The 24,032-nt window shown below is 66.6% G+C and carries 21 protein-coding genes; 12 read left to right on the forward strand and 9 right to left on the reverse strand.

Annotated elements, in window-relative coordinates; translation table 11 throughout:
- Positions 1 to 32: 32 nt before the first annotated feature.
- The 4 genes from FVF75_RS06305 to FVF75_RS06320 all read right to left on the reverse strand — a co-directional run bounded on the left by FVF75_RS06305 (position 33) and on the right by FVF75_RS06320 (position 5,249).
- Complete coding sequence (locus tag FVF75_RS06305; protein ID WP_148377091.1) at positions 33 to 1,142, reverse strand: ABC transporter substrate-binding protein; 1,110 nt, start codon at positions 1,140 to 1,142, stop codon at positions 33 to 35.
- 41 nt (positions 1,143 to 1,183) lie between these two features.
- Positions 1,184 to 2,335 carry an NAD/NADP octopine/nopaline dehydrogenase family protein gene (locus tag FVF75_RS06310; protein WP_148377092.1) on the reverse strand — a complete coding sequence of 384 codons (1,152 nt, stop codon included), beginning with the start codon at positions 2,333 to 2,335 and terminating at the stop codon, positions 1,184 to 1,186.
- A 65-nt stretch (positions 2,336 to 2,400) separates the two neighbouring features.
- The gene (locus FVF75_RS06315; RefSeq protein ID WP_148377093.1) at positions 2,401 to 3,750 is read right to left on the reverse strand and encodes an MFS transporter; all 1,350 of its coding nucleotides are present in this window, start codon (positions 3,748 to 3,750) and stop codon (positions 2,401 to 2,403) included.
- Complete coding sequence (locus tag FVF75_RS06320) at positions 3,747 to 5,249, reverse strand: aminotransferase class V-fold PLP-dependent enzyme (protein WP_187392990.1); 1,503 nt, start codon at positions 5,247 to 5,249, stop codon at positions 3,747 to 3,749. The genes FVF75_RS06315 and FVF75_RS06320 overlap by 4 nt, the downstream gene beginning before the upstream one ends.
- A 170-nt stretch (positions 5,250 to 5,419) precedes the next feature.
- On the opposite strand from FVF75_RS06320, the gene FVF75_RS06325 reads away from it, so the two are divergent.
- The 8 genes from FVF75_RS06325 to FVF75_RS06360 all read left to right on the forward strand — a co-directional run bounded on the left by FVF75_RS06325 (position 5,420) and on the right by FVF75_RS06360 (position 12,784).
- The gene (locus tag FVF75_RS06325) at positions 5,420 to 5,893 is read left to right on the forward strand and encodes an Lrp/AsnC family transcriptional regulator (RefSeq protein WP_148377095.1); all 474 of its coding nucleotides are present in this window, start codon (positions 5,420 to 5,422) and stop codon (positions 5,891 to 5,893) included.
- A gap of 301 nt (positions 5,894 to 6,194) precedes the next feature.
- On the forward strand, positions 6,195 to 7,112 hold the full coding sequence (locus FVF75_RS06330) for a lipid A-modifier LpxR family protein (RefSeq protein WP_148377096.1): 918 nt from the start codon (positions 6,195 to 6,197) through the stop codon (positions 7,110 to 7,112).
- Between the two features lie 134 nt (positions 7,113 to 7,246).
- Positions 7,247 to 8,311, forward strand: a complete 1,065-nt coding sequence (locus tag FVF75_RS06335) for a Hint domain-containing protein (RefSeq protein WP_148377097.1) — start codon at positions 7,247 to 7,249, stop codon at positions 8,309 to 8,311.
- 148 nt (positions 8,312 to 8,459) lie between these two features.
- Entirely contained in the window at positions 8,460 to 9,080 is a 621-nt protein-coding gene (rpsD, locus tag FVF75_RS06340; RefSeq protein ID WP_148377098.1) for a 30S ribosomal protein S4, read from the forward strand.
- Between the two features lie 189 nt (positions 9,081 to 9,269).
- Positions 9,270 to 9,668, forward strand: coding sequence for a rhodanese-like domain-containing protein (locus FVF75_RS06345; RefSeq protein ID WP_148377099.1), 399 nt, complete (start codon positions 9,270 to 9,272; stop codon positions 9,666 to 9,668).
- Between the two features lie 125 nt (positions 9,669 to 9,793).
- The gene (hisC, locus tag FVF75_RS06350) at positions 9,794 to 10,891 is read left to right on the forward strand and encodes a histidinol-phosphate transaminase (protein WP_148377100.1); all 1,098 of its coding nucleotides are present in this window, start codon (positions 9,794 to 9,796) and stop codon (positions 10,889 to 10,891) included.
- Positions 10,881 to 11,810, forward strand: coding sequence for a prephenate/arogenate dehydrogenase family protein (locus tag FVF75_RS06355; RefSeq protein WP_148377101.1), 930 nt, complete (start codon positions 10,881 to 10,883; stop codon positions 11,808 to 11,810). The genes hisC and FVF75_RS06355 overlap by 11 nt, the downstream gene beginning before the upstream one ends.
- Positions 11,807 to 12,784, forward strand: a complete 978-nt coding sequence (locus FVF75_RS06360) for an extensin-like domain-containing protein (RefSeq protein ID WP_246138013.1) — start codon at positions 11,807 to 11,809, stop codon at positions 12,782 to 12,784. The genes FVF75_RS06355 and FVF75_RS06360 overlap by 4 nt, the downstream gene beginning before the upstream one ends.
- Before the next feature lie 3 nt (positions 12,785 to 12,787).
- On the opposite strand, the gene feoB is transcribed toward FVF75_RS06360, so the two are convergent.
- From feoB to FVF75_RS06375, 3 genes are all read right to left on the reverse strand, one after another.
- Positions 12,788 to 14,680: a ferrous iron transporter B gene (gene feoB, locus FVF75_RS06365; RefSeq protein WP_148377102.1), complete on the reverse strand. Its 1,893-nt coding sequence runs from the start codon at positions 14,678 to 14,680 to the stop codon at positions 12,788 to 12,790.
- Between the two features lies 1 nt (position 14,681).
- Positions 14,682 to 14,963: a FeoA family protein gene (locus tag FVF75_RS06370; protein ID WP_148377103.1), complete on the reverse strand. Its 282-nt coding sequence runs from the start codon at positions 14,961 to 14,963 to the stop codon at positions 14,682 to 14,684.
- A 111-nt stretch (positions 14,964 to 15,074) separates the two neighbouring features.
- Positions 15,075 to 16,232, reverse strand: a complete 1,158-nt coding sequence (locus tag FVF75_RS06375) for a WD40/YVTN/BNR-like repeat-containing protein (RefSeq protein WP_148377104.1) — start codon at positions 16,230 to 16,232, stop codon at positions 15,075 to 15,077.
- Positions 16,233 to 16,370: 138 nt separating this feature from the next.
- Between FVF75_RS06375 and ilvD the strand changes: the two genes are divergently transcribed.
- The 4 genes from ilvD (at position 16,371) to FVF75_RS06395 (ending at position 22,653) form a co-directional block, all read left to right on the forward strand.
- A complete protein-coding gene (gene ilvD / locus FVF75_RS06380; RefSeq protein ID WP_148377105.1) occupies positions 16,371 to 18,212 on the forward strand; it encodes a dihydroxy-acid dehydratase in 1,842 nt (613 codons plus the stop codon).
- Positions 18,213 to 18,392: 180 nt separating this feature from the next.
- Positions 18,393 to 20,186: an ABC transporter transmembrane domain-containing protein gene (locus FVF75_RS06385; RefSeq protein WP_148377106.1), complete on the forward strand. Its 1,794-nt coding sequence runs from the start codon at positions 18,393 to 18,395 to the stop codon at positions 20,184 to 20,186.
- Between the two features lie 84 nt (positions 20,187 to 20,270).
- Positions 20,271 to 22,172 carry an acyl-CoA synthetase gene (locus tag FVF75_RS06390; RefSeq protein WP_148377107.1) on the forward strand — a complete coding sequence of 634 codons (1,902 nt, stop codon included), beginning with the start codon at positions 20,271 to 20,273 and terminating at the stop codon, positions 22,170 to 22,172.
- A 118-nt stretch (positions 22,173 to 22,290) separates the two neighbouring features.
- Positions 22,291 to 22,653: a TusE/DsrC/DsvC family sulfur relay protein gene (locus FVF75_RS06395; protein ID WP_148377108.1), complete on the forward strand. Its 363-nt coding sequence runs from the start codon at positions 22,291 to 22,293 to the stop codon at positions 22,651 to 22,653.
- A gap of 66 nt (positions 22,654 to 22,719) precedes the next feature.
- On the opposite strand, the gene FVF75_RS06400 is transcribed toward FVF75_RS06395, so the two are convergent.
- Positions 22,720 to 23,307 carry an acyl-homoserine-lactone synthase gene (locus tag FVF75_RS06400; protein ID WP_148377109.1) on the reverse strand — a complete coding sequence of 196 codons (588 nt, stop codon included), beginning with the start codon at positions 23,305 to 23,307 and terminating at the stop codon, positions 22,720 to 22,722.
- Between the two features lie 87 nt (positions 23,308 to 23,394).
- Positions 23,395 to 24,006: an autoinducer binding domain-containing protein gene (locus FVF75_RS06405; protein WP_148377110.1), complete on the reverse strand. Its 612-nt coding sequence runs from the start codon at positions 24,004 to 24,006 to the stop codon at positions 23,395 to 23,397.
- Positions 24,007 to 24,032 lie beyond the last annotated feature (26 nt).

Here is a 24,032-nt window from a genome sequence, read left to right on the forward strand (position 1 = left end):
CCCCCCACCGTGATGAGGGGGGCGCCGTCCGGTCAGGAGGCTTTGATTTCTTCGACCGCCGGATCGACCAGCGCATATTTCATGTCGTTGGCTTCGGCGCGGAAGAACTGCAGGTTCTCCAGCTGCTCCTCGGGGAACGAGGCCGCGGCCTTCTCGAGATCCGACAGGTGCTCGGCCGAACCCTTGTAGGTCGAGATGAACCCGGTCGACTGGGTCATCGCCGCACCGATCTCGGAGCTGGCCATCATCGCGTCGAGGAACTTGTAGGCGTTGTCCGCGTTCGGCGCGTTGTTGGCGACGTTCAGCGTGTAGACAAAGCCGTAGGAACCTTCCTTCGGAATGCTCATCCCCATCGGCAGACCGTCCATGATCAGCTTGGAGATCGGGCCGTTCCAGGCGTGGCACAGCACGACGTCCTGGTTCACCAGCATCTGCTGAATCTCGGCGCCCGAGTCGTAGTACTTGCGCACCAGCGGCTTCTTCTCGATCAGGAAATCGCGCGCTTCCGCCACGATCCGGGCGGCCTCGTCCGGGTCGTCCATGTATTCGATCATGTTGCCGTCATAGCCAAGGTAGAGCATGACGATCGACATCAGGTCGGACGGGATATAGGCGGTCTGCTGCTTGTAGTCTTCCGAGAACAGCGTGTCCCAGGTGTTGCGGCGGTCTTCCGGCACGTAGTCGGTGTTGTAGGCCATGATTTCGGCCCCCGACAGGATCGGAACGCCCCACTTCTCGCCGTTGATCGTGGCCCAGTCGCTTTCCGAATAGACCGGGTTGATCGCGCCCCAGTTGGCCAGGCGTTCGGTGTCCATCGGGGCGATCAGGCCCGAGTCGATGAACTGCAGGAAGCGGTGGCCGGCGACGGTCAGGATATCGACCGACGGGTTCGGCTGTTCGGCCACCAGCAGGTTGAACTGCTTGCCCTGGTCGTCGACCAGGCGGATGCGGACCTCGATGCCGGTTTCCTTCTCGAAGTCCTTCTTGACGTCGTCGGGAATGAACTCGTCATAGGTCCAGATGTTCACCACGCCGCCGGTCTGCGCGGCCGAAGACCGCAGGTAGGCGGGCGAAGCAAGCAATGCGCCTGCACCCATGGCGGTGCCCAGAAAACGGCGCCTGGATTGGATCAGTTTGGTCATGTGTCTCTCTCCCTGAGTTGACATTGGTGGTCTCTGGCGGGCTAGGTCGACGGCCCCGAAACGCGGCTGCCGCCATGGCCGGTTCGCGTTGGGTCGTCCGGCAGGACACCGCTGCGCGCGGCCTCCTGCAATTCGTCAAGGGTCATGCCATCGAGCCCGATGGCGTCGAGCAGCGTGTTCTCGCGGGCGAAATCGCGCCCATACATGGCCGAGAACACATCCACCCCGGCCTGGTGCAGCGTCGCGGGCCGGCCGGTCATCTGGCCGAGCTTCGCGGTCACCACCAGCCCGAAGGGCACGTCCTCGGTGACATAGCGGCTGTCGGCGGTGGCCGGGCCGGTGCCGCCGTTGCCGTTCGCGTGCATCTGCTGATTCATCTCGGAAATACTGGCGATCGGGACGTGGAAGGACCAGTGGAAATGCTCGAATATCGTGCGCACCGACAGGCCCAGCGCCTCGGCAATGGCCAGCCGCTCGCGGTCCAGCGCCTCGAGCAGGCGGCCGACATTGGGGGTGACGTTCTGGCCCTGGCTCCATGTCTCGCCACGCTCCATCCGGGTCATGTTGCCCAGCGCGATGCCCATGTGGTTCTGCGGATTGAGGTTCGAGAGCGAGATCGCCATCAGCCCGTCGCGCACCGCAAACCGGTCGCCGAACAGGCGCTGGCAGATCGCCAGCCCGTCGTCGGACAGATGTGCGGGCACGGTGCAGATATCGACGCTCTTGCGCACCGTCGAGACATGCACATGGGTCAGGTCCGGCTGCTGGCGTCCGCCCACCATCGTGGTGCCCCAGGCCACGATCGGCGCCTCGACGCCGCGCCGGGCCAGTTTATCCGACAGGTAGAGCGCGCCCAGCGAGGAATGCGAATTGATGATTACCGGTTGGCCCGCGCGGACATGCGGCGACAGCGCGTCCATCACCGCCTTGTGGCCGTAACCCGGCACCACGATCATCAGCACGTCGCTTTTTTCGGCCAGCGCCTCGGCACTGTCCGCGACCAGCGGGCGCGAGCGGCCTTCGACAGCGCCGGTGGCGACCAGTTCGGCGCCCGCCGCCAGTGCCTTGGTGCGGCTGCCCGAGGGCGACCACAACATGGCCTGAAATCCGCGTTCGGCCAGCCGCGCCGCGGTGGCGAAGGCCACCGATCCGGCTCCGGCGATTCCGACGATGAGGTTGTTGTCGTCCGTCATTTCAGTCCGTCATGCCTTGTCTGTCCGGTCCTCGTCTCTGCACACCCGCCCCGGGGAGGCCCATGCTACACATGGGTTGCCCCTCTTGGCCATCTTGGATGCAGGTCGTCGATGTGAAACTTGTGTGAATGCACGATGCCGCGCCCGCCTTCAAGCTGACGGTAGGGGCCGGCCTGCACATGCGGATGCGACAGCGGCAGTCCTTCGTGCAGATGCTCGCGTTCCAGCGGGTCATGCGCCGGCCAGACCCGGACGGTCACAAGCGCGATGATCACTGTCGACAGACCCAGCACCACCAGCGCGGTTTCCAGCCCCAGCACGGTGCCCAGCCAGCCCGACAGCGGGTAGGCGATCAGCCAGGCGGCGTGCGACAGCGAGAACTGCGCGGCGAACAGCGCCGGTCGGTTTTCCCGCGCCGACGAGCGCACGATCAACAGCGCCCCGGGGGTCAGGACCAGCGACGACATCATGCCCATCCCGGCCCAGAGCGCCAGCAGCGCGCCGAACCCCGGCTCGAACAGGATGGTCGTGGCCAGCGCGCCCATGCCGAAGGCGCCGAAGATCATCACCCGGCGCTCGGTCAGGTGGCGCAACAGGCGCGGCACCAGCACCGCGGCAGTGATCGACCCGGCCCCGTAGGCGGCCATCAGGTTGGTGTAGGCATTGGCGTTGCCGTCGAAACGCAGCCCGGCATAGGCCACCGTATTGACCAGCACCCAGGCCATCGTCAGCGACATCGCGAAGTTGATCGCCAGAAGCCCGCGCAGCCGGGTGGTGTGCAGATAGATCTTGAACCCCTTGCTCAGCCGCTTGCCGAACGACTCGGACACGCCGGTGACGACGCGGGCGGGCAGCGAGGTGCTGACCAGCAGCATCGCCGACAATGCAAAGGCCAGCGCCGTGCCCAGAAACAGCGCCGGCGGTGCCACCAGCAACAAGAGCACGCCCGCCATGATCGGGCTGAGCATGGTCTCCAGGTTGTAGGCCACCCGCGACAGCGACAGCGCCGCGGTATACTGCGCCTCGTCCTCGAGAACCTCGGGAATGGTGCTCTGATAGGCCGGGGTGAAGGCGGCCGAACACATCTGGAACAACAGCATCAACAGGTAGATCTGCCAGATCGACCCGGCCAGCGGCAGCATGAGCGCCAGCCCGAGCCGGGCCGCGTCGAGCCCGATCAGCAGCGGCTTGACCGGAAGTTTGCCGACCAGCGAATTGGCGATCGGGGCAAAGCCGACATAGGCGATCATCTTGATCGTGAAAACGCCCGACAGCACCAGCCCGGCCTGCGCCGGCCCGCCGATATCATAGGCCAGAAGCGCGAGCGCCACCGTCATCAGCCCGACCCCGATCAGCGACATCAGCTGCGAGGCGAACAGGTGGCGAAAATCGCGATTCCCGAGGGCGCCTTTCATATGGCGGCTTTCTCCCGTTGCGCCGCCCGGTCGGAGTCGTCGGCGCCGCCGGCCATCGGCTCGAACCTCGCCGAGATACCGTCGGAGGCATAGTCACGGGCATAGTCCGACGCCCGGCGCGCCAGGTCATCGACCGAACGGACGATGTAGTCGGCCTTTTCGTCGCTCAGCAGGTAGCTGAAATTCAAGCGCACCCAGCCCGGCTTCTCGATCTCGTGGGCATCTTTCAGCCGTTCGAGGATCGCGTCCGAGGCGGCGCGGCCGATACCCAGAAGCGTGTGGCCATAGGGCCCGGCGCAGGCGCAGCCGCCGCGCGCCTGGATGCCGTAGACATCGCTGAGCATCCGGGTGAACAGCTGGTGATGCAGAACCACCCCGTCCTTGTCGCGGATGCGGAAGGAAAAGATCGGCAGTCGGTCGTTGGCCCTGGGATTTCCGAGGATCTCGATGGCCGGGTTCTTGCTCCAGACCGCAAGCGCGCGCTGGCGCAGTTCCTCGCCGCGGCTGGCCACGAAGTCGTCGCCGATCGCGTCCTTGACCAGCATCGCCAGCACCGCGCGGATGTCGCCGATCACGTTCGGCGTGCCGGCCTCTTCACGCTCGCTGACATTGGCGCTGTAGGCGTGCGACCAGGGCGTGACATAGCTGACCGAACCGCCGCCCGGCAGGGTCGGCGTGGCGCGCCGCACCACCGTGTCGCGCAGCACCGTGACGCCCGAGGCGCCGGGGCCGCCCGGGAACTTGTGGCCCGAGAACACGATGGCGTCCTTGCGGCAATCCTCGCGCGGCTCCATCGCCATCGGCAGATAGGGCGCGCCGCCGGCATAATCCCAGATCGCCAGCGCGCCGTGACGTTTCAACAGCGCGGTGACCGCATCGGTGTCGGTGACGATGCCGGTGACGTTGGAGGCGGCCGAGAACGACCCGACCACCATGTCGTAAGCCTTGGCGTCGACCAGGTGCTGCTCGAGGATCGCCATGTCGGGGCCGCCGGTCGCGGCCTCGGGCACCTCGATCACCTCGGCCCCGCTTTCGCGCCAGGGCAGAAGGTTGGAATGATGCTCATAGGGACCGACGAGGATGCGCACCGACTTGCCGGCGCGCACCTGGGCCGCGATGTCCAGCAGGTTGACGATCCGGTTCAGCCCGGCGGTCGCGCCCGAGCCGGTGAAGATCACGTTGCAGTCCGGCCCGGCCCCGACCAGCCGCGCGATGGTGTTGCGGGCGTCCTCGCGCAGTTGCGTGCTGTAGGCGCCGCAATAGGATTCCTCGGTGTGGGTGTTGGCATAGTAGGGCAGGACATGGGTGGCGACGAAATCCTCGACCTGCCTGAGCGCGCGCCCGGAGGCGACGTAATCGGCATAGACCAGCGGTTTCTTCCCGAACGGGCCGTCGATGGTGATGCCATCGCCGATCAGCCCGCCCTGCAGACGCGCCACGCAGTCGTTGCCTTCGAGGTCTTGCCGAAATTGCTCAAGAGGGTTCAAGAGGGACTCCATTTCTACCATGCACAAGGTGCCGTCTGTTGGCGTCAGGCGTGGCCCGGGGCGCCGTCGCGCGCCGTCCTGTGTCATCCTGTCGCGGTGACCGTCATGATAGCGCCCGGATCGTGTGGATTTTCACCAAAAAACATGGTTGCATCAGAAATTTTAGATCATATGATCGAAGGATGCCGTATAAATTAGATCATATTGACGTGTCGATCCTCGAAGCCCTCCAGCGCGACTCATCCTTGTCGCAGCGCGAACTGGGCGAGCGCGTCGGACTGTCGCAGAACGCCTGCTGGCGGCGTCTGCAGAGGCTTGAGCGCGACGGCATCATCAAGGGCCGGTCGCTGCTGTTGCGGCGCGAGATGCTGGGCGTTGGTCTGGTGGTGTTCGCGATGGTCAAGACGCGCCACCATTCCGCCGACTGGCTCAGCGTGTTCCGCAACCACGTCTCGTCGATCCCCGAGGTGATCGACTTCTACCGGATCGGCGGCGAATACGACTACCTGCTCAAGATCGTGACGCAGGACATGGCGAGTTATGATTCCGTCTATCGCCGCCTGATCTCGCGGATCGAACTGGAAACCGTGACCTCGTTCTTCGCGATGGAGACGATCGAGGAACAGCGCCCGATCCCGCTGACCCCGCGCCGCTGAGGCGGCGTTTGGCCGAAAACCACAGGGCTTGCGCCGGGCCCGAATACCGTGCCGCCCGGCGCTGCCACTCGCAGCCGGTGGCGTCCGGGCCGAATCGCGGCCCGGCGTGTCCCGGCGCGAAAAGGACTGATGCGCGGATGGAAACGACCGCTGCGCGCACCGCTACATGTTGCGGGTGAAGGCGATCCGCTGCGCACCGGACCGGCGCGGCGGCGGAATTCGTTGCGACTTTGCACTAGTCCAAATCGAACAATCGGCCTAGAGTGGCGCGGCGTGGGGGCGCTCAAATTGTGGAATTACGATGCGAACGCCCTTTCTAGCGTTGATTCTTCTTTTGTCTTTTCAAACCCTCCCGGCGCGGGCCGGTGAGACCGTGAGCCTCGGCTTCGGACGGTTGTTCACCAACGATGCGCTGGGCGACGGGCAGGACCGCTGGCGCAGCGGCGCCTACCAGATGAGCTGGATGCGCGGGCCCGAGGGCCTGACCGGCCTGCCGGGGCGGGCTGGCGAGCTGATCGAATACCGCTTTTCGACCCGCATCCTGGCGCCCGCCAATGGCGTGACGCCGGCACCGGGCGACCGGCGCTATGCCGGGGTCAGCGCGCTGGGCGTCTATACCCATTTCACCGACCGGGGCTTCGACTTCAGCCTCGGGGCCGAGCTTGTCGCGGTCGGTCCGATGACCGGCGTGGGCGCCTTCCACGACTGGTCGCATGATATGATGGGGATGACCCGGCCGTCCGCGGCGGTGCTGAACGGGCAGTTTCCCAACGCCTTCCACCCGACGCTGGCAGGCGAGATCGCATGGCCCGCGCGGATCACCGAAAACGTCACCTTCCGGCCCTTCGTGCAGGGGCGGCTGGGGGACGAGACCTATATCCGCATCGGCGGCGACATCCTGATCGGCGCCGGGTTCGACCGTGGCGTTCTGGCGCGCGACGAGACCACGGGCATCACCTACCAGACGTTCGACAGCGCGCGGCTGCCGGGCTGGGGGTTCCTGGTGGGGGCCGACAGCGCGCTGGTCGGGCGCAGCGTCTACCTGCCGGCCTCGGCGGGCTTTGACCTGACGCCCCTGCGCCACCGGGTGCGGGCAGGGGTGCAATACCAGGGCGAGCACTTCGGCATTTTCTACGGCGCGACATGGCTGGGCCGCGAATTCAGCGCGCAGCCCGAAAGCCAGGTCGTGGGATCGCTGCAAATCCGGCTGGATTTCTGAACCCGGCGCCCGACCGGCCCTGTGACCGGCGCGCAACCCTGATGCCCGCATCGACGTGACAAGCCCTTAACAGGGTGATTCGGCTGTGCTAGGCTCCTGCCAATAAAAAAGAAAATGGCAGGCAGACAGGCAAGATGACGGGCTTTCAGGGCACGTTTGTCATCTCATGGGCGCAGACCGAGGTTGATGGGCTGGCGATTCCGCCACGCGCCGCGATCGGGGTCGGCGCAAGCTGGCGCTGGAGCGGCACGGCGGTGCGGGTCGACGGCCCGCAGGATGTGCTTCGGCTCGACGGTGCCGAGGGAGAGGCAGACTTTCGCAGACGGGCGGCGCGCAAGGTGGGGCGCCTGGTGGGGTTGGCGATGGCCGGGCCGGGCGCGCGCGCGCCCCGCACCGAGGACGACACGCCGCTGTTCGAATACGGCTTCGAGGTCACCGACGGCTATCGCAGCTATAGTCTCACGCTGATCGAGGTCGGCGCCGGGCACGCGCCGCTGTTGATGGCGCTGGACGGGGTGCCGCCATCGGACACCGATCTTTGGGTGGTGCGCACCCAGATGGAGGCCGCCGAGGTCAACCGCGTCACCGAGCGGCCGACCGGCATGATCTGTTTCACCCCCGGCACCCGCATCCGCACAGATGTCGGCGATATCGCGATCGAGGATATCCGCGAGGGCGACCGCGTGCAGACCAAGGACGACGGGATGCAGGAGGTGCTGTGGATCGGACGGAAACGCCTGACCGGCGCGCGGCTCTATGCCATGCCCGAGTTGCGCCCGATCCGGCTGCGCCAGGGCGCTCTGGGGGTCGACCGGCCGGACGAGGATCTGCTGGTCTCGCCCAACCACCGGATGCTGGTGACGGGTGCCCGGGCGCAGGCGCTGTTCAACACCGACGAGGTGTTCGTGCGCGCCCGCGACCTGGTGGACGATGTGCGCGTGGTGCGTGACCATTCGTTGCGCGAGGTGACCTATGTGCACCTGCTGCTTGAGCGTCACCAGGTGGTGATCGCCAACGGGCTGGCGACCGAGAGCTTTCATCCCGCCGGATCGGCCCTCGACACGGTCGACCCGGAGGAACGCGCGCGGCTGATGTCGATGATCCCCGATCTGGGCAGCGATCCCGCGCGATACGGCGCCTATGCACGCCGCGCCCTCAGCCGGGCCGAAGCGGCGATCCTGTCGTCGCACGCCGCCTGACGGTCGGATGCGCCTTATGGCGTTGACTCCTTCGCCCACGGCGGTATAAGCGCCGCTTCATTGGTGTTGGTGGCCCCCGCAAGGGGATCCCTGTCATGGCTTCGGCCAAGAGGACAACGCCCTTCGACAACACAGAAGGAGATCAGCCGTGACCAAACGCACGTCTGCCAAGTACAAGATCGACCGCCGGATGGGCGAAAACATCTGGGGCCGCGCGAAATCCCCGGTCAACCGCCGCGAATACGGCCCCGGCCAGCACGGCCAGCGCCGCAAGGGCAAGCTGTCGGACTTCGGCCTGCAATTGCGCGCCAAGCAGAAGCTCAAGGGCTACTACGGCGACCTGACCGAAAAGCAGTTCCGCCGCATCTATGCCGAGGCCGAGCGGATCCGGGGCGACACCGGCGAGAACCTGATCGGCCTGCTCGAGCGTCGCCTCGACGCCGTGGTCTACCGCGCCAAGTTCGTGCCGACCGTGTTCGCCGCGCGCCAGTTCGTGAACCACGGCCACGTCACGGTGAACGGCCAGCGCGTGAACATCCCGTCCTACCGGGTCCAGGAGGGCGACGTGATCGAAGTGCGCGAGAAGTCCAAGCAACTCGCCACCGTGCTCGAGGCCGTTGGCCTGCCCGAGCGGGACGTGCCCGACTACATCGACGCGGACCACTCCAAGATGAAGGCGACCTTCGTGCGCACCCCGACGCTTGGCGACGTGCCCTACGCGGTGCAGATGGAGCCGAACCTGGTCATCGAATACTACGCGCAGAACTGATTTCTGCGCCTGTTTCGAACAGGGGAAAGGCCGCCCGCCGGGGCGGCCTTTTTCATGCCGGCGGTCAGATCGGTGCCGCCCTGTCAAATCACATTCAATTTATCGAATACGTCTTTTCTCCCCGCGCGCGCGCCTCTACATCGGGCGACACCGACCCCGGGCGCGCGGCCCCATGAACAGGAGAAAGACATGCAGACCGAGACCATCGAAACCGGCAAGACCCTGGAAACCTGGACCCCCGACGAGGTCCGCGAAGGGCTGGCGAAGAAACAGATCGTGCTGATCGACGTTCGCACCCCGGCGGAATACATGTTCGAGCATATCGAGGGCACGCTGCTTGCGCCCCTGTCCTATCTGCCCACGGCGAGCCTGCCGGCGGGGCTTGGCAAGTCGGTCGTGCTCTATTGCGGCTCCGGTATCCGCTCGAAGAAGGCCGCCGAACTGTGCCTCAACGCGGGCTATGAACGGATCGCGCATCTCGAGGGTGGATTTGCCAACTGGAAGGCTTCGGGCCAGACCTACCTGGGCACCAACATGGGCACCGGCGCGCCCGAGCGCATGTCCAAGAGCCCGGCGCTGGCGGCCTGATCGGCAGCGATACCCGAGTGTTGCAGGAAACCCCGCCTCGCGCGGGGTTTCTTTTTCGCCGCGCCCTTAGCACTGGTCCTTGCCCAATTGCCTCGGTATGACAGGGCCGAACCGCGGGGGAAGACATGTCAAAGGCACCGACGCCACAGCCCGGCATCATGGAGATCGAGCCCTATCAGGGCGGCGCCTCGAAGATCGAAGGCGTGGAAAACGCGATCAAGCTCAGTTCGAACGAAAACCCTTTCGGCCCGTCCGACAAGGTGATCGAGGCCTATCAGCGCGCCCAGCATCAGCTGCACCGCTATCCGCCGACCGACCATGCCGCGCTGCGCAACGCCATCGGCGAGGTTCACGGGCTGGACCCCGACACGATCATCTGCGGCGCCGGCTCGGACGAGATCATCTCGTTCCTGTGCCAGGCCTATGCCGGGCCGGGCGACGAGGTGATTCACACCGAGCACGGCTTTTCGATGTATCGCATCTCGGCGCTGGCCGCCGGCGCCACCCCGGTCGAGGTGCCCGAGCGCGACCGCAAGGTGTCGGCCAACGCGATCCTCGAGGGGGTGACGGACAACACCCGGCTGGTGTTCATCGCCAACCCCGCCAATCCCACCGGCACGATGGTCGGCAAGGCCGAGGTGACGCGGCTAGCGAAATCGCTGCCGGAACACGTGATCCTGGTGCTCGACGGCGCCTATGCCGAATATGTCGAGGATTTCGACGGCGGCGCGTCGCTGGTCAAGCGCTTCCCCAACGTGGTGATGACGCGGACATTCTCGAAGATCTACGGGCTGGGCGGGCTTCGGATCGGCTGGGGCCATGCCAGGCCCGAGGTGATCGAGGTGCTGAACCGCGTGCGCGGGCCGTTCAACCTGTCCAACACCCAGTTGGCCGCCGCCGAAGCCGCGGTGCGTGACCGCGCCCATGTCGACCGCTGCCGCGCCGACAACACCCGCCTGCGCGCCTGGCTGGCCGAGGCGCTGGCCGAACGTGGCGTGCCCTCCGACACCTCCTGCGCCAATTTCGTGCTGGCCCGGTTCGCCGACCGGGACGAGGCCGAGGCCTGCGACGAGTTCCTGCGCAGCGAAGGCGTGATCGTGCGCCGGGTGGCGGGTTACAAGCTGCCCAACTGCCTGCGCATCACCGTGGGCGATGAGGCCTCGTGCCGCCGCGTCGCGCATCTGATCGGCCAGTTCAAGGGCGCGGGTGCCAATGACGGATAGGCCGATCTACGACCGCGTCGCGCTGATCGGGCTGGGGCTGATCGCGGGCTCGATGGCGCATGCGATGCGTCGCGGCGGGCTGGTGGGCGAGATCGTCGGCACCGCGCGCTCGCCCGAGACCCGCGACATCGCGCGCGAGATCGGGTTGTGCGACCGGGTGGTCGACAGCGCGGTCGAGGCGGTGGCGGACGCCGACCTGATCGTGCTCGCCGTGCCGGTCGGCGCGATGGGTGCCGTGGCCGAGGAAATCGCGCCGCACCTCATGCCCGGCGCCACCCTCACCGATGTCGGATCGGTCAAGCGCCACGTCATCGACACCGTCGCCCCGCATGTCCCCGAGGGCGTGCATTTCATCCCGGCCCACCCGCTGGCGGGCACCGAGCATTCCGGCCCGAGGTCGGGCTTTGCCTCGCTGTTCGACAACCGCTGGTGCCTGATCGTGCCGCCCGAAGGCGCCGACCCCGAGGCGGTGGCGCGGCTCTGCGCGCTGTGGCAGGCGATGGGCGCCAATACCGAAGAGATGGACGCGGACCACCATGACCTCGTTCTGGCCGTCACCAGCCACACGCCGCACCTCATCGCCTATACGATGGTCGGCGTCGCCGATCATCTTCGCCGCGTGACCGACAGCGAGGTCATCAAGTATTCCGCCGCGGGCTTTCGCGACTTCACCCGGATCGCGGCTTCGGACCCGACGATGTGGCGCGACGTGTTCCTGACCAACAAGGAGGCGACGCTGGATATCCTCGGGCGCTTCACCGAAGAACTGTTCGTGCTGCAACGCGCGATCCGCCAGGGCGACGGGCAGAAGCTCTACGATTATTTCACCCGGACGCGGGCAATCAGACGTGGTATCATCGAGGCGGGCCAGGACACGGCGGCCCCTGATTTCGGACGGACGAAGATCGAAGACAAGTGAGGCTGGGACAGGTCATAGGCGCGGTTGTGACGCTGATGCTGGGCGGTGCGGCATTGGCCGAAGCCCCCATGACCTCGCCGCGACCCGCGCCGCGACCAGGGGCGGTGGTGGTTGCCAGTTCGTCGGCCGGGGCCAGCAGATGGGCGCCGATCATGTCGCTGCGACCGATGCCGCGCCCGAGTGTGCTGGCCGCCGCTGCGCCGGTTGCCCCGGTTCGCGCCGCCATCGCGCCCGCGCTCGTTCCCGCCGCTCTCGTCCCGACCGCAAGTGTGCCGCGCGATCCGATCAACGCCTTGATCCAGGCGCTCAGCCCCGCTGTCGCCACCACCGCCGTTCTGATCGACGCGACGGTGCTGGCGGTCGCGCGTTCGCTGAGGCCCGAGCCGCGCCCGGCGGGCTTTGTCGTGCCGGCCGCGGCCGTCGCAGCCCCACGCGCCGCCAGCGCGCGCGGCTCGGTCTGTGGCGTGCCCGAGATCAAGGGCGAGGCCATCGCCGACATTCCCGGCCGCATCGCCGGTTGCGGCGTCGACAACCCGGTGCGCGTAACCTCGGTGTCGGGCGTGGCGCTGGCGCAATCGCCGACCATCGACTGCACCACCGCCAAGGCGCTCAACACCTGGGTGCGCGAGGGCGTGATTCCGGCGGTCGGGCGCACCGGCGGCGGCGTCGCGCGGATCAACGTGATCGCGCACTATTCCTGCCGCAGCCGCAACAACCAGCCCGGCGCGAAGATCTCGGAGCACGGCAAGGGCCACGCCATCGACATCGCCGGCATCACGCTGGCCAACGGAAAGACCCTGACGGTGCTGGACAACTGGCGCGGCGGCGGGGCGCAGGCGCGCATCATCCAGGCGATGCACCGCACCGCCTGCGGCACGTTCGGCACGGTGCTGGGTCCGAACTCGGACCGGTTCCACGTCGACCACCTGCATGTCGACACCGCGCGCTATCGCGGCGGGGCCTATTGCCGGTAAGGCTCAGCCTGCGCCCATCAGGAACGCGGTGACGTTGTAGGTGATGAAGGCCGCGATCCAGGCCAGCGCCATCATGTAGCCCAGCGCGATCCACATATACCGCGGCCCGCCCGCCTCGCGCCGGATCACCGCGAGAGTCGAGATGCATTGCGGCGCGAATACATACCAGGCGAGGAAGGCCAGCGCGGTCGCGAGGCTCCATTGCTGCGACAGGGCGCTGGCGATGTGGCCGGTGGTCTCGGTGCCGCCGACGGCATAGACCGTCGCCAGCCCCGCCACCGCAACCTCGCGCGCCGCCATGCCGGTGATCAGCGCCATGCAGATCTCCCAGCCGAACCCGACCGGCGCCATCAAGGGCTCGATCAGGTGGCCGAGCCTTGCGGCGAAACTGTATTCGATCGCCGGTCCGGTCGCGCCATCGGGCGGCATCGGGAAAGTGGCAAGCAGCCAGATCGCCACCATCGCCAGAAAGATCGTGGTGCCCGCGCGCTTGAGGAACATCCGCGCCCGCTGCCAGATGCCCAGGAGGATCGAGCGCGCTTGCGGCATCTTGTAGTCGGGCAGGTCCATCATCAGCGGCGCGGCAAGCTCGCCCCGGCGAAACAGCAGGCGGGTGACGGCGGATACCGCCAGCGCGCTGGTGATCCCGGCGGCATAAAGCCCGAACATCACCAACCCCTGCAGCCCGATCCCGCCCAGAACCGTGGTCTTGGGCACGAAGGCCGCGATGATCAGCGTATAGACCGGAATGCGCGCCGAGCAGGTCATCAAGGGCGCGACCAGGATCGTCGTCAGCCGGTCGCGCCGGTCGTCGATCACCCGTGTCGCCATGATGCCGGGAATGGCGCAGGCGAAGCTCGACAGCAGCGGGATGAAAGCCCGGCCATGCAGCCCCGCCCCGCCCATCAGCCGGTCCATCAGAAAGGCGGCGCGGGCCATGTAGCCGAGGTCTTCGAGGATCAGGATGAAGGTGAACAGGATCAGGATCTGCGGCAGGAACACCAACACGCTGCCCACCCCGCCGATCACCCCGTCGACCACGAAGCTCTCGATCAGCCCGGCGGGCAGGATCGCGGCGAACACCGCGCCCAGCCAGCCGAAGCCCTCCGAGATCAGGTCCATCGCCGGGGCGGCGCCCGCGAACACCGCCTGAAACATCGCGAACAACAGCATGAGCAGCACGATCGGCCCGGCCACCGGGTTCAGAAGCACCCGGTCGACCCGGGTGCTGAAGGTATGCGGCAACTCGGGCAGGCGCACGGTTTGCGCGATCACGTCGTCGGCGGCATGAAGCGCGCGGCGCAATTCGCCCGTGGTCGGCGGCGTCCATTGCATCGGGCCGGGCGCTGCCACACCGGCGGCGAGGATCTCGTCCAGCCGCGCCCACAACGCCTCCATTCCCGCCCGGCGCACCGCCGTGGCGGACACCACCGGCACGCCCAACGCCTTGGCCATCGCGTCCTCGTCGATCTCGATCCCGCGGTGGCGGGCGATGTCGATCATGTTGAGCACCAGCATCAGCGGCAGCCCGGCGCGTTTCAACTCCGTGACCAGCCTTAGCGCCCCGCGCAGGTTGGTGGCATCGGCCACCACCAGCAGGAAATCCGGCCGCGCCTCGCCGTCGCGCTGGCCCAGCACCACGTCGCGGGTGACTTCCTCATCAAGCGAGCGGGCGCGCAGCGAATGCGTGCCGGGCAGGTCGATCACCGTCATCCGCCGCCCCTCGGGCGTGGTCGCGATGCCGGCCTTGCGCTCGACCGTGACGCCCGAAAAGTTCCCGACCCGCTGCGACGAGCCGGTCAGCGCGTTGAACAGCGCCGTCTTGCCGCAATTGGGCGCGCCGACCAGCGCGACCTCGATCTGCCGCGCCGCGGCCTCGGTGATGGCGTCCTTCATCTCAGTCGGGCCGCGCCAGAATGGCCATCGCGTCGCTGCGCCTCAGCGCCACCATGGCGCTGCCGACGCGCACCGCGATCGGGTCGCGCCCGATCGGGCCTTCGTGCAACACCTCGAGCACCGCGCCCTCGACGAAACCAAGCTCGATCAGCCGCCGCTCCTGTTCCTCGGCGGGCAGGCGGCCGATGCCCTCGGTGGTTTCGATCCGCGCCAGCCTGCCGCGAAAGCCCTTGCGTTCGGTGCCCAGCACCCGGGTGGTGCCGTCAGGGGCGGTGTGTTGCATGTCGATGACCTGTCCGCGATTCGCTGCGATGTGTTCCTGAGTGATACGGTCGGGAATACACCCCGACCTTGATCTGGCTCAAGTGGACAAATTCGCGCGCCCCGTGCGTGGTCACATCACCTCGACCGACAGCACCGTCGGCAGGTGGCGGGCGATCTCGTCCCAGCTTTCGCCCGCGTCCCGGCTGGCGAAGACCGAGCCGGAATTGGTGCCGAAATAAACGCCCGCAGGGTCGCCCCGGTCGGTCGCCATCGCTTGGCGAAGCACCGTGAAAAAGCAGTTCTCGACCGGCAGTCCCGCCTGTTTCGCAACCCAGGTCTCGCCGCCATCGTCCGATTTCCACACCGCCGCCGAGCCACCGGGCGGGAAGCGGCCGAAATCGCTCGTCAGCGGGATCACCCAGAGCGTTGCGGGGTCATCAGGATGCACGGCGATGGGAAAGCCGAAATTCGTGGGCAACCCCTCGGTGATCTCCTGCCAGCTTCGCCCGCCATCGGGGCTGGTCCACACACCCTCGTGGTTCTGCTGATACAGCCGGTCGCCATCGCCCCCGGCGCGCATGATGTTGTGCACGCAAAACCCCACGTCCGGCCCCGGCTCGTGCCTTGTGCCGTCGGCGTGAACATGGGCGGCCCCCGCGCCGGTGTTCGAGCGCCGGTTGCGCCGCTCCCAACTCGCCCCGCCATCCTCGGTGGCAAACACCCCGGCGGCAGAGATGCCGACCCACATCTTTTTCGCATCATCCGGATGGGGCACGATGGAATGCAGCACCAGCCCGGCGCCGCCCGCCTGCCAGTCCTCCTTGGTCGGGTCTTTGGTCAGCCCCTCGACCACCCCGAAGCTCTCGCCCCCGTCCGTCGAGGCCAGCAGATAGGCGGGCTTGGCCCCGGCATAAAGCGTGCCGTGGGCATGGTTGAGCGACCAGATCGTGTTGATCTGTCCCTTGTAGGGGGCATCCGGGCTGGGCTCGGCCCCGATCATCGCGGCGAAATCCGGGTCATTGCGCAGAAAGTCGTCGAACGAGCCGTTGGCCAGCAGGCACAGATCCCAGCTTTCGCCGCCATCGGCAGACCGCCAGACCCCGGCACCGTTGAATTCGCCGCCGCCCGCCGCCCAGATCATGCCGCTGTCGCCATCGCCGATCACGTGATTGATCGGCCAGCCCTCGCAGAACGGCCCGCGCAGCCGCCAGCCCTGCCGCGCCCCGTCGCCCTCGATCACGAACGCTCCCTTGGTGGTGCCGACCAGCACCGTCACGCCCTTGTCCATCGCACCTCCTCCCGTTGCGCATTGCGCCAGATTATCACGGTCCCCTGCGCCCTCCTATTGCCAACCCCGTGAACGGCATTGCATTGCCCTTGTCCCCCGACCTGCGCTAGACCTCACCGGCAATCCGAGGAGACAGACATGCCCCATTACCGCTCGCGCAGATCGACCCACGGCCGCAACATGGCCGGAGCCCGTGGCCTCTGGCGTGCCACCGGCATGACCGAAAGCGATTTCGGCAAGCCGATCATCGCCGTGGTGAACAGCTTCACCCAGTTCGTGCCGGGCCATGTCCACCTCAAGGATCTCGGCCAGCTCGTCGCGCGCGAGATCGAGGCCGCCGGCGGCGTCGCCAAGGAATTCAACACCATCGCGGTCGATGACGGCATCGCGATGGGCCATGACGGCATGCTCTATTCGCTGCCTTCGCGCGAGGTCATCGCCGACAGCGTCGAATATATGGTCAACGGCCACGCCGCCGACGCGATGGTCTGCATCTCGAATTGCGACAAGATCACGCCGGGCATGATGATGGCGGCGATGCGCCTGAATATCCCGGTGGTGTTCGTGTCGGGCGGGCCGATGGAGGCGGGCAAGGTCACGATCAATGACATCGAGCAATCGCTCGACCTGGTCGACGCGATGGTCGCCGCCGCCGACGACAGCTATTCCGACGAGGATGTCGCCGCGATCGAGGCCGCCGCCTGTCCGACCTGTGGCTCGTGTTCGGGCATGTTCACCGCCAACTCGATGAACTGCCTGGCCGAGGCGCTGGGGCTGGCGCTGCCCGGCAACGGCTCGATGCTGGCGACCCACGCCGACCGCGAGCGGCTGTTCAAGCAGGCCGGCCGGCGCATCGTCGAGATCACCAAGGCGCATTACGAGGACGAAAAGCCCGGGATGCTGCCGCGCGAGATCGCGAGCTTCCAGGCCTTCGAGAACGCCATGTCGCTCGACATCGCGATGGGCGGATCGACCAACACGGTGCTGCACCTCCTGGCCATCGCCCATGAGGGAAAAGTGAACTTCACCATGGACGATATCGACCGGCTCAGCCGCAAGGTGCCGGTTCTGTGCAAGGTCGCGCCCGCCAAGGACGACGTGCACATGGAGGATGTCCACCGCGCCGGCGGCATCATGGCGATCCTGGGCGAGATGATGCGCGCCGGGCTGATCCACCCCGACGTGCCGACGGTGCATTCCGAAACCATGGCCGCCGCCATCGCCAAGTGGGACGTGATGACGGCCAACGATCCCAAGGTCGAGGAATTCTACCGCGCCGCGCCCGGCGGCGTGCGCACCACTCAGGCGTTTTCGACCGAGAACCGCTACAAGGAGCTTGACCGCGACCGCAAGACCGGCGTGATCCGGTCCGCCGACCATGCCTATTCGCAGGACGGTGGGCTGGCGGTTCTGTTCGGCAACATCGCCGAGCTTGGCTGCATCGTGAAAACCGCGGGCGTCGACGACTCGATCCTGACCTTCTCGGGCCCGGCGCGGGTGTTCGAAAGCCAGGACAGCGCGGTGAACGGCATCCTGACCGGCAAGGTCTCGGCGGGCGAGGTGGTGGTGATCCGCTACGAAGGCCCGCAGGGCGGGCCGGGGATGCAGGAAATGCTCTATCCCACCTCCTACCTGAAATCCAAGGGGCTGGGGGCGGCCTGCGCGCTGCTGACCGACGGGCGGTTCTCGGGCGGCACCTCGGGGCTTTCCATCGGCCACGTCTCGCCCGAAGCCGCCGAGGGCGGGCCGATCGGGCTGGTCGAGACCGGCGACATCATCGAGATCGACATCCCGGGCCGCTCGATCAACCTCGCCGTCGACCAGGCCACGTTGGACAAGCGCCGCGCCGCCAAGGGCCCGCTGCCCTGGCTCCCGGCCGAAAAGCGCAGCCGCGAGGTGTCGACCGCGCTGAAGGCCTACGCGCTGCTCGCCTCTTCCGCCTCGAAGGGCGCGGTCAGGATGCTGCCGGGACAGGACTGACCGTTTCATCCCGGTCCGAATGCTCGGATCACGGCCGCGCCCCCGGGCGCGGCCGCTTTTCCTGCACCGGCCTCGCCACGCCCGCCGCGCGGCGCCCCCAATGCGGCATTTCTTCCGCGAGCCTTGCCCCGACCCGCCACCGGCGTTATCTGACCCCCACGCAAGCTGAGGAAGCGCACCATGGCCGAGCCGGGCGACCCCGAAAACCAGGAGCGACCGAAGTCGCGCGAGATCGGTGCGCTGAAAGGGCTGTGGCCGTTCCTGCGCCCCTACAAGCCGATCCTCGCCGCCGCCATCCTCGCCCTGATGCTGACCGCGGGCGTGTCGCTGGTGCTGCCGCTGGCGGTGCGCCGCGTGGTCGACGGGTTCGAGAACTCCGCCGACGCGCTGCTCGACAGCTATTTCCTTGCCGCCCTCGCCGTTGCGGTCCTGCTCGCGCTGGGCACCGGGCTGCGCTACTACCTCGTCACCCGGCTGGGCGAGCGCGTGGTGGCCGACATCCGCGAGGCGGTTTTTGCCCGCGTGATCGGCATGAGCCCGGCGTTCTATGAAAAGATCATGACCGGCGAGGTGCTCAGCCGGATCACCACCGACACCACGCTGATCCTGTCGGTGATCGGCTCGTCGGTCTCGGTGGCGCTCAGAAACGTGCTGATCTTCGCGGGCGGGCTGGCGATGATGCTGCTGACCTCGCCCAAGCTGACCGGGCTGGTGCTTCTGCTGGTGCCCGCCGTGGTGGTGCCGATCATCGTGCTTGGGCGGCGGATGCGGGTCTTGTCGCGCGAGAACCAGGACTGGATCGCGCGTTCGTCCGGCAATGCCTCCGAGGCGCTCCTGTCGGTGCAGACGGTGCAGGCGTTCAGCCACGAGGAACCCTCGCGCCAGAGCTTCCACGAGGTGACCGAGCAAAGCTACATCTCAGCGAAAAAACGCATCGGCACCCGCGCGGTGCTGACGATGATCGTGATCACGCTGATCTTCTCGGGCGTGGTCGGGGTCTTGTGGATCGGCGCGCGCGACGTGCGGGCCGACGCGATGAGCGTGGGTGCGCTGGTGCAGTTCCTGATCTATGCCATCATGGTCGCGGGCGCGGTCGGGGCGCTCAGCGAAATCTGGTCGGAACTGCAACGCGCCGCCGGCGCGACCGAACGGCTGGTCGAGCTTCTGACCGCCGAAGATGACGTCAACGATCCGGCCCGGCCCCGCGCGCTGCCTGAACGCATCAGGGGCGAGATCACTTTTGACGATGTCAGTTTCCGCTATCCGGCGCGGCCCGAGCACTTGGCGCTCGATCACGTCACGCTCAACGTCAGACCCGGCGAGACGGTGGCGCTGGTCGGACCCTCGGGCGCGGGCAAGTCGACCATCATCCAGCTCTTGCAGCGGTTCTTCGACCCCGACGAGGGCGCGGTCAAGATCGACGGCATCGACCTGCGCGAACTTGAGCGCACCGCGTTCCGCCGCCAGATCGCTCTGGTGCCGCAGGATGCCGTGATCTTCGCCACCACGGCGCGCGAAAACATCCGCTTCGGCAGGCTCGACGCCACCGATGCCGAGGTCGAGGCCGCCGCCAGGGCCGCCGCCGCGCATGAGTTCCTGTCGAAATTGCCCGAGGGCTATGACAGCTATGTCGGCGAGCGTGGCGTGATGCTGTCGGGTGGGCAGAAACAGCGCATCGCCATCGCCCGCGCGATCCTGCGCGACGCGCCGATCCTGCTTCTGGACGAGGCCACCTCGGCGCTGGATGCCGAGAGCGAGCGGCTGGTGCAGGAGGCGGTCGAGAAGATGGCCCGGGGTCGCACCACGCTGATCATCGCGCACCGGCTGGCGACCGTGAAGAAGGCCGACCGCATCGTGGTGTTCGACGAGGGCCGCATCGTGGCCCAGGGCAGCCATGACGAGCTGGTCAGCGAGGACGGGCTTTATGCCCGGCTGGCGCGGCTTCAGTTTACCGAAGGCCTCGCGGCCGAGTAGCCGCCCCGGTGGCCACGTCAGGCTTGCAGCCTTGGGCGAAACCCATCACTCTCGGCCCGAGGCGGCAGACGGGAGGACGGAACATTGGCACGTTACAGCTATGACTCGATAGAAGACCGGCATCAGGTCGAGGCGGAAAAGCCCTGGGACGCGCGCAAGCTGCCCGCCACGGTCTACGAGATGCTGAAGAACAGCGCCGAGACCAACGGGTCCGGGCGCGCGGTGTCGTTCCAGATCCTGTCCGGCCCCGAGGACAAGGCCGAAACCCTGACGTGGAAGCAGTTTCACGACAAGAGCGTGCAGACCGCCAACCTGTTTCGCTCGCTCGGGATCGGCGAGAAGGACGTGGTCGCCTATATCCTGCCCAACGCGAACGAGACCCTTTTCGCGCTGGTCGGCGGCATGATCGCGGGCATCGTCAACCCGATCAACCCGCTGATGGAGCCCGAACAGATCGCCGCGATCCTGCGCGAGACCGGCGCCAAGGTGGTGGTCACGCTCAAGGGTTTCCCGAAAACCGATGTCGCCCAGAAGGCGCATGAGGCGGTGGCGCTGGCGCCCAATGTCCAGCACGTGTTCGAGGTCGACCTCAACCGCTATCTGACGTTTCCGAAAAACCTGATCGTGCCGCTGATCCGGCCCCGCGTGAAACCGACCCACGGCAAGCCGGTCAAGGATTTCAACGCCGCGGTGGCGCGCCAGAACACCACGCTGGACTTCGCCGATAGCGGCAAGGACCGGGTGGCGGCCTATTTCCACACCGGCGGCACCACCGGGATGCCCAAGGTGGCGCAGCACAGCTTTGCCGGCATCGTCTACAACGGCTGGCTGGGGTCGAACCTGCTGTTCGACAGCGACGATACCATCATCTGCCCGCTGCCGCTGTTTCACGTCTTTGCCGTGCACGTGGTGTTCATGGCGGTGCTGAATGCCGGCGCGCACGTGGTGTTCCCGACGCCCGCCGGCTATCGCGGCGACGGGGTGTTCGACAACTTCTGGAAGCTGGTCGAGCGTTGGAATGTCTCCTTCGTCATCACCGTGCCGACCGCGATCGCGGCGCTGATGCAGCGCAAGGTGAATGCCGATGTCTCGTCGCTCAAGATCGCGTTTTCCGGCTCGGCGCCGCTGCCGGTCGAACTGTTCAATCGTTTCGAGAAGGCCACCGGCGTCACCGTGGTCGAGGGCTACGGGCTGACCGAGGCGACCTGCCTCGTGTCCTGCAACCCGATTGGCGAGGGCAACAAGAAGATCGGCTCGGTCGGGGTGCCGTTCCCCTATACCGAGGTCAGGATCTTGCAATGTGACGGCGACGGCAATGTGCTCAAGGAATGCGGCACCGACGAGGTCGGCGAGATCTGCGTCTCCAACCCCGGTGTGCTGGTCGGCCGGACCTATACCGAAGAGGCCAAGAACCACGGACTGTTCGCCGCCGAACGCTTCCTGCGCACCGGCGATCTGGGCCGGATCGACGAGGATGGCTATCTCTGGATCACCGGCCGCGCCAAGGATCTGATCATCCGCGGCGGCCACAACATCGACCCCGCCGAGATCGAAGAGGCGCTGGCCGGCCACGAGGCGGTGGCCGTCGTCGGCGCGATCGGCCAGCCCGACGCCTTCGCCGGCGAAATCCCCTGCGCCTATGTCGAACTGGTGGACGGGGCGGAGACCACGGTCGAAGAACTGCTGGCCTTTGCCCGCAAGACCATCGCCGAGCGCGCCGCCTATCCGAAACATATCGAGATCGTCGATGAACTGCCCAAGACCGCCGTGGGCAAGGTGTTCAAACCCGAGTTGCGCAAGCTGGCGATCACCCGGGTCTACAACGCAGCCCTGGCCAAGGACGGCCTCAACGCCGAGGTGGTCGACGTGGTCGAGAGCAAACGCACCGGCCTGACGGCGCGTGTGCGTGCCACCGGCGAGGTCGATCGCGACCGGGTCGCGCATGTTCTCGGCGAGTTCACGCGGCCTTTCGAATGGGTCGATTGAAAGATTGAATTTGATTTGGGCCACGCATCAGATGCAGGATACGTAATATGACCCACCGGGCGGGCCGCGTTCCCGCCGCGTGGACCATTGATGAACGTAGCAGGCAATAGGTGACAAGATGCGCGCTGTTCCCGAAGTTCTGACTGATGTTCGGCTTGCGACCGGCGAGGTGTTCTCTGTCGACGGACACGGCTATCTGACCGATCCCGAGCTATGGACCGAAAGCTTTGCCGAATACACCGCCGCGAACGAAGGCATCGAGCTTACGCCGCGCCATTGGGAGCTGATCCGCTGGGTTCGCGAGGAAGAGGCGGACCACGGCGTGATGCCTGATGCGCGTTTCGCGATGAAATTCCTGGGCGGCGACAAGGGCAAGCAGGCCGGGCGCGAGGAATTGTTCACGCTGTTTCCCTATGGCTATGTCCGGCAGGTGACCAAGATCGCCGGAATGCGCCAACCGCGCGCCTGGTCGACCGGGTAAGCGGCGCGCAGGCTCACAGCCATTCTGGGGGTAAACCCCCGGCCCGAAGGCCGGGGGCAGGGCCGGTCAGTGCATCTTTTCGGCAAGGTTGATCGACACGCACTGATTGTCGACGCCGTCGATGTTCATCACCCGCCCGGCGGCCTCGGCATCGAGCCCGCGTCGACGCGCCCAGCGCGGCCAGTTGGCCGGTATCAGCCCCAGAACCCGCGACGCGCCAAGCTGGCGGGCGGATTTGGTCATCTCGCTGATCAGGTGCAGGTGCACCACTCGGCGCAGCTTTTGCGGCGTGTCGTGGGCCACGAACACGCGCGAGCTTTCCCAGATGTTCTCGGCCACCGGCGCCTCTTCGAACAGCAGGTCCGACGGGATCGAGTCGAGCAGCCCCCGCTGGGCGTCGCGGATCATGTAGGAATAGATCCCGACCCGCGCCGTGGTGGGCGTCAGCCGGATGCCGGCATAGACCTGCCCCATCTGGTGCACCGCCACCCAGCGGCTGGCCGGGGTGTCGTATTGATCGAACTCCATTCCCATGGCTTCGGGCAGGTCCCAGTTGTTCTTGACGATGAAGGACTGGCGGCGCGCGCGAAGCAGATTCGCGAAAAGCTCGCCATGGTTGTGGATGTTGGCGAAAGAGAGTGTCGTGGTTTGCATGGTATTCTCCAAGTCAGGGTTGAACAGCAGCTATCCGCCCGACCCATGCGTCAAGCCGCGCCTGCAACAGGTGGTCCCGGCCCTCGTTCAGAGCAACCGGTAGTCCTTTGCGCGCTGGATGGCTTCGGCGGAGGTTCGGGCGAATAGCTTGCGGCGCGCCGCGGCCAGCCGCGCCTTGAGCGCGCTCTCGGATATCCCGAGGCGCGCGGCGCCGGCCGCATAGCGCTCTCCCGACGCGACCACCTTCAACGCCTCGATCTCGGCGTCGGTCATGTGGTCGGGGGGCTTGGACTCATTGTGCAGTTTGAGGACCACGCCGGAAATCTCTGCGATTTCCTGATCGGTGAACTCACGGTCGGACCGTGCCAGGCTTGCGATGGTGCGCGAGGTCATCGGCCCGCACGAGACGCAGACGCCGAAAACCAGGCCGTATTCGCGCGCTTCGGCCATGATCCCGAACGGATCGGGCAGGTCGATCTCGCTCCAGCGGGTCGGACCGGTGCGCGAAATTCCCCAGGCAACGATCGGGTCTCGAAGGGCATAGGCATTCCGGGTGTAATGATCGCTCCAGACCGGATCGTAGGTTTGGAACATCATCAGCGGGGCCGCGAAACGGATATGAAGCGCCAGGAAATAGCCGGATGGCGCCTGTCCATCCAACTCTACCAGCAACGAGTCTATGATCTGATTCCGCCCCATGATCCGAAGGTATGAACGCCCCTAGT

Source organism: Maritimibacter fusiformis (assembly GCF_008086115.1).
GTDB classification, from domain to species: Bacteria; Pseudomonadota; Alphaproteobacteria; order Rhodobacterales; family Rhodobacteraceae; genus Muriiphilus; species Muriiphilus fusiformis.

Coding starts and splice junctions, on each gene's coding strand:
- FVF75_RS06315 (WP_148377093.1), bottom strand. CDS start 3,750: ATGAAAGGCGCCCTCGGGAATCGCGATTTTCGCCACCTGTTCGCCTCG.
- FVF75_RS06325 (WP_148377095.1), top strand. CDS start 5,420: ATGCCGTATAAATTAGATCATATTGACGTGTCGATCCTCGAAGCCCTC.
- FVF75_RS06375 (WP_148377104.1), bottom strand. CDS start 16,232: ATGGACAAGGGCGTGACGGTGCTGGTCGGCACCACCAAGGGAGCGTTC.
- FVF75_RS06345 (WP_148377099.1), top strand. CDS start 9,270: ATGCAGACCGAGACCATCGAAACCGGCAAGACCCTGGAAACCTGGACC.
- FVF75_RS06370 (WP_148377103.1), bottom strand. CDS start 14,963: ATGCAACACACCGCCCCTGACGGCACCACCCGGGTGCTGGGCACCGAA.
- FVF75_RS06400 (WP_148377109.1), bottom strand. CDS start 23,307: ATGCAAACCACGACACTCTCTTTCGCCAACATCCACAACCATGGCGAG.
- hisC (WP_148377100.1), top strand. CDS start 9,794: ATGTCAAAGGCACCGACGCCACAGCCCGGCATCATGGAGATCGAGCCC.
- FVF75_RS06330 (WP_148377096.1), top strand. CDS start 6,195: ATGCGAACGCCCTTTCTAGCGTTGATTCTTCTTTTGTCTTTTCAAACC.
- FVF75_RS06335 (WP_148377097.1), top strand. CDS start 7,247: ATGACGGGCTTTCAGGGCACGTTTGTCATCTCATGGGCGCAGACCGAG.
- FVF75_RS06355 (WP_148377101.1), top strand. CDS start 10,881: ATGACGGATAGGCCGATCTACGACCGCGTCGCGCTGATCGGGCTGGGG.
- FVF75_RS06310 (WP_148377092.1), bottom strand. CDS start 2,335: ATGACGGACGACAACAACCTCATCGTCGGAATCGCCGGAGCCGGATCG.
- feoB (WP_148377102.1), bottom strand. CDS start 14,680: ATGAAGGACGCCATCACCGAGGCCGCGGCGCGGCAGATCGAGGTCGCG.
- FVF75_RS06305 (WP_148377091.1), bottom strand. CDS start 1,142: ATGACCAAACTGATCCAATCCAGGCGCCGTTTTCTGGGCACCGCCATG.
- FVF75_RS06395 (WP_148377108.1), top strand. CDS start 22,291: ATGCGCGCTGTTCCCGAAGTTCTGACTGATGTTCGGCTTGCGACCGGC.
- ilvD (WP_148377105.1), top strand. CDS start 16,371: ATGCCCCATTACCGCTCGCGCAGATCGACCCACGGCCGCAACATGGCC.
- FVF75_RS06385 (WP_148377106.1), top strand. CDS start 18,393: ATGGCCGAGCCGGGCGACCCCGAAAACCAGGAGCGACCGAAGTCGCGC.
- FVF75_RS06405 (WP_148377110.1), bottom strand. CDS start 24,006: ATGGGGCGGAATCAGATCATAGACTCGTTGCTGGTAGAGTTGGATGGA.
- FVF75_RS06320 (WP_187392990.1), bottom strand. CDS start 5,249: ATGGAGTCCCTCTTGAACCCTCTTGAGCAATTTCGGCAAGACCTCGAA.